Origin of the sequence: Arthrobacter crystallopoietes BAB-32, assembly GCF_000328305.2 — a bacterium.
GTDB classification, from domain to species: domain Bacteria; phylum Actinomycetota; class Actinomycetes; order Actinomycetales; family Micrococcaceae; genus Crystallibacter; species Crystallibacter crystallopoietes_A.
Genome location: NZ_ANPE02000251.1, coordinates 1 through 5648 on the forward strand (window position 1 = coordinate 1; position 5648 = coordinate 5648).

Consider the following 5648-nt stretch of genomic DNA (forward strand, 5'->3'; position numbering starts at 1 on the left):
ATGGCGCTGCTGCCGGCGCCGGTGGGATGGCCAGCTGCGCCTGCCGCAGGGCCCGCCGGCTCGCCGGCTGTTCCACGGACTGGGCCGTCTGGGACTCCGGAACGTGCTTCGTCATCGTCGTTGCCAACCTCCGCAAGTGAAAGGGTTCATTGCTTATCATCCCCGTCGCTCCGCCGGATGGACAAATGGGTGACCGCCGCGGGGCGGCAACGGCGGGTGCATCGGCGCCGGCTGTACTGCAGCGGCCGGGAACTTGGGTGACCCGAAGCCGCTACGCTGGGCCGGTGGTGAATTTCACGCTGAAGCAGCTGCAGTACTTCGTCGCGGTGGCGGACCACGGCTCGATTTCGGCGGCGGCCGTGGCCAGCCACATCTCCCAGGCGGCGATGTCCCAGGCGCTGACCGACCTGGAACGCGTGGTCGGCGCGCAGCTGGTGGTCCGCCAGCGTTCCCGCGGCATCGCGCTCACTGGCGTGGGCCAGCAGTTCCTGCGGGACGTGCGCTCGCTGGTCCGCCATGCCGACGACGTCCAGAACACCATCGTGGAGCGGCAGCAGGGCCTGGTGGGCCCGCTCGCCATCGGCTGCTACACCAACCTGGCCGCGTTCTGGGTGCCGGTGATCAGCGAGAAGTTCATCAAGCCGAACCGCCGCCTGCAGGTCACGCTGGAGGAAGGCGAGGGCAGGGAGCTGCAGCAGAAGATGCTGGACGGCTACCTCGACGCCGTGCTAACCCACACCCGCCATCTGCTGCCCGGCGTCGAGGCGCGCACGGTCAAGGAGGGGCGGCCCTACGTACTGCTCGCCGCCGACCATCCGCTCGCCGGGCGGAAGAGCGTCCGGCTGGCCGAGCTGGCGGAGGAGGACTTCGTCTCGCTGGACATCCCCACGGTGCGCGACAACCAGCTGGTCAACCTGCGCCTGTCCGGCCTCGACCCGAAAATCGCCTGGCGCTCCTCGAGCTTCGAGGCCGTCCGCGGCATGGTCGCCCGCGGCCTCGGCTACACCGTGCTGGTCCAGCGCCCGCCGGTCAACACCAGCTACGACGGCCTGCCGCTGGCCACGGTCGAAATCGACGGCCCGGTCGGCCACAGCGACATCTGCGTGGCCTACTCCAGCACCGCGCGGCCGAGCCTGCGCCTGCAGGCCTTCCTGGATTTCTGCGCGGAGGCCGGCGGGGCGGCCGGCGGCGGTCCAAGGACGACGGCGTGACGCACCTTCCCGGGTTAGCGCATGTCAGGTGACGCCCGGGCAAAGGGCGCCCTGCACCGCCGTCGTACTTAAAGAGGGAAGGCGGCCGCTGCGCTGGGCAGCGGCCGCCTGTGGCGACGAGTGTGTTGACTCTGGGACCGTCCTCTGGAGGAGGCGGGCGGGCTACATCTTCTCGGCGGTCAGGTCCTGGTTCTTGCCTTCCTTGACGCCGAGCAGGCAGACCGCGGCGAGCACGAACGCCCCGGCCCAGGCTGCGGCGACCATCCAGAGCTCGCCGCCGGCGGCCAGGACCAGGCCGGAAGCAATCATCGGGGTGAAGCCGGCGCCCAGGGTGGAGGAGAGCTGGTAGACCAGCGAGGCGCCGGTGTAGCGCATCCGGGTCGGGAAGAGCTCGGCCGTGAAGGCGCCGAACGGGCCGAAGATGGTGCCCTGGATGACGCCGTTGGCCAGGAACAGGCCGATGGCGAACATCCAGAGGGCGCCGAGCTCGAGCATCCACATGATCGGGAAGGCCAGCGCGGCGCCGGCGAGGATGCCGATCAGCATGACCGGGCGGCGGCCGATCCGGTCCGAGTAGCGGGCGGCGAACCAGATGGCGACGACGGTCAGGGTGGCGCCGATGGCCTTAATGTTCAGCACGCCGGTGCGGTCCAGACCGACCTGGTCAACGACGTAGGAGATGGCCCAGACGGTCATCAGGCCCTGCACGGTGTAGGAGCTCATGCCGACCAGCGTGCCCATGATGACGTTCTTCGGGTACTTGGTCAGGACCTCGAGGATGGGGATCTTGCGCTCTTCGGCCTTGTGCTCGAGGGCGAGGAACAGCGGGGATTCGGCGACCTTGAGGCGGATGATGAGGCCGATGCCGACCAGCGCCACGCTCAGCAGGAACGGCAGGCGCCAGCCCCAGCTCAGGAAGGCCTCGTCCGGCAGGACCGAGACGGCGGAGACCGCGAGGGTGGCCATGACAGCGCCGGCAGGTCCGCCCATGTTGGCGAAGCTGGCGGCGAAGCCGCGGCGTTCCTTCGGCGCGTGCTCGAGCGCCATCAGCATGGCGCCGCCCCATTCGCCGCCGACGGCCAGGCCCTGGATGATGCGCAGGATGATCAGCGCGAGCGGGGCCGCCATGCCGATCTGGGCGGTGGTGGGCAGCAGGCCGATCAATGTCGTGGCCACGCCCATCATCAGCATCGAGGTGATCAGCACGCCCTTGCGGCCAAGCCGGTCGCCGAAGTGGCCGAAGACGATGCCGCCCAGCGGCCGGGCGATGTAGCCGACGGCGAGGGTGGCGAACGAGGCGAAGATGCCGACGGCCGGGTCTATGTTCACGAAGAACACCTTGTTGAACACCAGCGAGGCCGCCGTCGCGTACAGGATGAAGTCGTAGAACTCGATGGCGCTGCCCATGAAGCTCGAAGCCAGGATGCGGCGCATCTGCGGGGTGTTGAGGCTGGGGACCTTCAGCGTTTCGCCCGGCTGTCCGCCGTCGGGCTGGATGGTCGACTCCGTTGTCGTATGGGTGCTCATTGTGCAACCGCCATTTCGTGGTTGTCTGCCGGGGCTGTCAGGGCGGCTCCGGCAGGAAGGGAAGAGAGTCGGGAAGAGAACGGGATGATGTCGAGGTCGTCCGGGATGTGGAAGCCGCCCTCGAACGAGGCGCCGTGCGCGCGCCAGACCGCGTCCGGCGTCGTGCCCGGGACCAGATGGTGCAGCGCGAGGGTTGCCGCGCCGGCTTGCTGGGCGATCCGGATCGCATCCTGGGGAGAGGTGTGCGACCGGCGGTGGTGGTCGATCGAGGCGCGGGCCTCGTCGGTGTCGATGCTGCCGTAGGCGCGCTGGACCCAGTCGAAGTCGATGGCCTCGTGCAGCAGCAGGTCGGTGCCGCGGGCGAGCCGGACCAGGTTCTGGCACGGCGCGGTGTCACCGGAGATGGTGACCGAGCCCTCGGCGGTGTCAAAGCGGAAAGCGAAGGCCGGGGCGATCGGCGGATGCTCCACCAGGGTGGCGGTCACGGTGACCAGCTCGTCCCGGTAGATCTCGAACGGCTCCAGGCCGGCCGGCGTCGGGTTGGCGTTGGGGTGGTAGCCCGAAGACGCCGGGATGGCGATGTCCTCGGGAATGAAGTAGTCCAGCGGCGAGGGGCGAAGGGCGTCGATCACGCGGTCGTTGAGGTCCGTGCCGTAGGCCTGCATCAGGTGGTGGAACATCTCGCGGGTGCCCGGGGTGGGCAGCTCCGGGAAGACCGGCGACGGCGGAGTGGTGGCGCGCGGGGAGGCCGGCGGCAGCTCGCCGCGGTTGCCGGGACCGAGGATCCGGATGGTGTGCTGGTCCTGCTTCAGCGTGAACATGCCGAAGATGGCCAGGCTCGCCAGGTCGATGCTGTGGTCCGAGTGCAGGTGGGTCAGGAAGATCCCGCGCAGTGAGGAGATCGGCAGGTTGGCCTTCATCAGCTGGCGGCCGACTCCGCTGCCGGCGTCCACCAGGTAGACGGCTTCGCCGACGACGACGGCGGTGGCGATGCCGGTGCGGCGGCCGGCGTTTTCGCCGGTCCACCAGCGCGGACCGCCGGCGGTGCCGAGGGTGACGACGTGCGGGTTCAGGGAGGAGTTCATGGAGGGGAAGTTCTTTCGATGGTGCTGGGCGGCACCCGCCGCCTTTGTTCTTCTTCCATGGTCCAGCTCACAGTCAACACTGTAAAACTGTAATAACTTCCCAAGTTGCACGGTTTTGGTTATGAAGGGCTACCGCTCCCCGCCGTGGGTGATGCCGGGCAGGAACTCCTCGGGGAGCTCCGCGGCCAGGACAATCTGCATGTCCTGCACCTTCCAGTCCAGTTCGATGCAGCCGCGGCGGGCGCGTTCGATGTCGCCGAGCGACGGTGTCCGGCCCTGGCGGGGAACCACGAAGGACTCGAGGTGGAAGACATGTCCTTCATCGCGGGTGCGGCTCTTTGCCTGGTCCACCCACTCGAGACCGGACAAGTAGGAGTCGACGCGCTGGGTGACCGGATGGGGCTCGGCGTTGTCGTAGGTCCTGGCCCGGGCATCCACGAGGTCGGCGACCGCCGCGCGCAGGTTCTTGACGCCGTCGCGCGTGATGCTGGCCGAAATCACGAGTGCGGCCATGGAGTCGGCCCACCACCAGCCGATCCCGATCCCTGCGACGCCGGCGGCAGCAGCGACGGCGGTCATCCAGTCCGCCTTGTTCATGTCCGCGTCCGCATAGAGCACCTTGTCGTGCAGCGTCTCGGCCACCTTCATTTTGGCCCGTCCAAGGAACACCGGCGGCAGGGCGATCAGGAGCATGACGGCGATCATGAGGTGGCCCAGCCAGAAGGTCCGGCCGAACAGCTCGATGCCGCCGATCGTCGGGTGCTCGGCCAGGACGAGCCCCAGCCCGGAATCGACGATGAGGTAGGAGCCCATGACCAGCAGGGCGACGGCGGCCACCAGATGCGCCACGCCGATGGCCCGGTGGTAGCCGTAGGGGTGCCGCTCCGTGGGCGGCCGCCGAATGATCCGGGCGGCCACCAGGAAGGCGATCGGCGGGAGGAAGGACAGCAGGTCCTCGATCCAGGCCGCCTTCATCGCCTGCGAATTGCCGAGCACCAGGAACACCAGGATGACGGTGACGGTGAGGAATCCGATGGTCAGCCATTCCAGCTTCCGGGCCTTCCGCAGTGCCTCGTGCTGCTCCTCGGGCAGTTCCGTGTGTCCGAACCGCGCAGCCGTCGTCGTGCTTTCCCCGCTCACAGGTCCACCTCCTGGCCCAGCAGGTACTGGTCGAGGGCCAGCAGGAAGGCGTTTTCGCCCATCAGGACCAGCATCACGTGCTTGACGGTCTTGCCCCGCTCGTCCCGGGTCTCGGCGTAGGGCCGGGTCATGCCGGCATGTTTGGACCAGGGGGTGTCATTGGCGAGGCCGCCGATGACCAGGTCCAGCTCGCCGTGCTTCAGGTCTTCCACCAACTGGTGTTCGCTGCCCTCGACCCACTCGATCGAAGCTTCGCGGGTGGCCGCGAAGCCGCGGACGAGCTCAGGTTCGATGCCGGCCGGTTCCGCGCCGGGCTGCAGCCGGACGAAGTCATGGTTTTCCGTGACGCTCTCGGTCACCCCGACCCGCAGCGTTCCGCCGGTGATGTCCTGGAGCGTCCCGTCCGGGTCCGTCGGCATCGCCAGGCCGCAGCCGGCCAGCGCCGCGACCAGCAGCAGGCCTGCCAGCCGTGCTGCGAACGGCCTCGCCCGGCGGGATAGCCGCGTTGACGGTTCCATGCAGCCTCCTCGTGCCGATATTCCCCAGCGTCACTGCACCGGGGCGAAAGCGCAAGGCCGCTGCGCGGATCGGGGCGGACGCTCAGGCGGGACGGAGGCCAAAGCCGCCATCGCCGTCGTCCTGCAGATGGGCGCGGAAGGGGCGGCTGGCGTGCTGCAGGGTGCCC

At 68.8% G+C, this 5648-nt stretch carries 5 protein-coding genes; 1 reads left to right on the forward strand and 4 read right to left on the reverse strand.

The features are described 5' to 3' along the window. Positions 1 to 284 precede the first annotated feature (284 nt). Positions 285 to 1211: a LysR family transcriptional regulator gene (locus D477_RS18725; RefSeq protein WP_005273594.1), complete on the forward strand. Its 927-nt coding sequence runs from the start codon at positions 285 to 287 to the stop codon at positions 1209 to 1211. A 162-nt stretch (positions 1212 to 1373) separates the two neighbouring features. Here D477_RS18725 and D477_RS18730 read toward each other — a convergent pair whose 3' ends face one another. The 4 genes from D477_RS18730 to D477_RS18745 form a co-directional block, all read right to left on the reverse strand. Beyond that, a complete protein-coding gene (locus D477_RS18730) occupies positions 1374 to 2738 on the reverse strand; it encodes an MFS transporter (protein WP_005273597.1) in 1365 nt (454 codons plus the stop codon). Beyond that, positions 2735 to 3823, reverse strand: coding sequence for an MBL fold metallo-hydrolase (locus D477_RS18735; protein WP_005273601.1), 1089 nt, complete (start codon positions 3821 to 3823; stop codon positions 2735 to 2737). The genes D477_RS18730 and D477_RS18735 overlap by 4 nt, the downstream gene beginning before the upstream one ends. 129 nt (positions 3824 to 3952) lie before the next feature. Beyond that, on the reverse strand, positions 3953 to 4963 hold the full coding sequence (locus D477_RS18740; RefSeq protein WP_005273604.1) for a cation diffusion facilitator family transporter: 1011 nt from the start codon (positions 4961 to 4963) through the stop codon (positions 3953 to 3955). Continuing rightward, the gene (locus D477_RS18745) at positions 4960 to 5481 is read right to left on the reverse strand and encodes a transporter substrate-binding domain-containing protein (protein WP_005273607.1); all 522 of its coding nucleotides are present in this window, start codon (positions 5479 to 5481) and stop codon (positions 4960 to 4962) included. Before D477_RS18745 ends, D477_RS18740 begins: the two co-directional genes overlap by 4 nt. Between the last annotated feature and the right edge of the window lie 167 nt (positions 5482 to 5648).

Excerpts from the sequence above, each read along its gene's own strand:
- D477_RS18730 (WP_005273597.1), bottom strand. The coding sequence starts at position 2,738 with ATGAGCACCCATACGACAACGGAGTCGACCATCCAGCCCGACGGCGGA.
- D477_RS18735 (WP_005273601.1), bottom strand. The coding sequence starts at position 3,823 with ATGAACTCCTCCCTGAACCCGCACGTCGTCACCCTCGGCACCGCCGGC.
- D477_RS18745 (WP_005273607.1), bottom strand. The coding sequence starts at position 5,481 with ATGGAACCGTCAACGCGGCTATCCCGCCGGGCGAGGCCGTTCGCAGCA.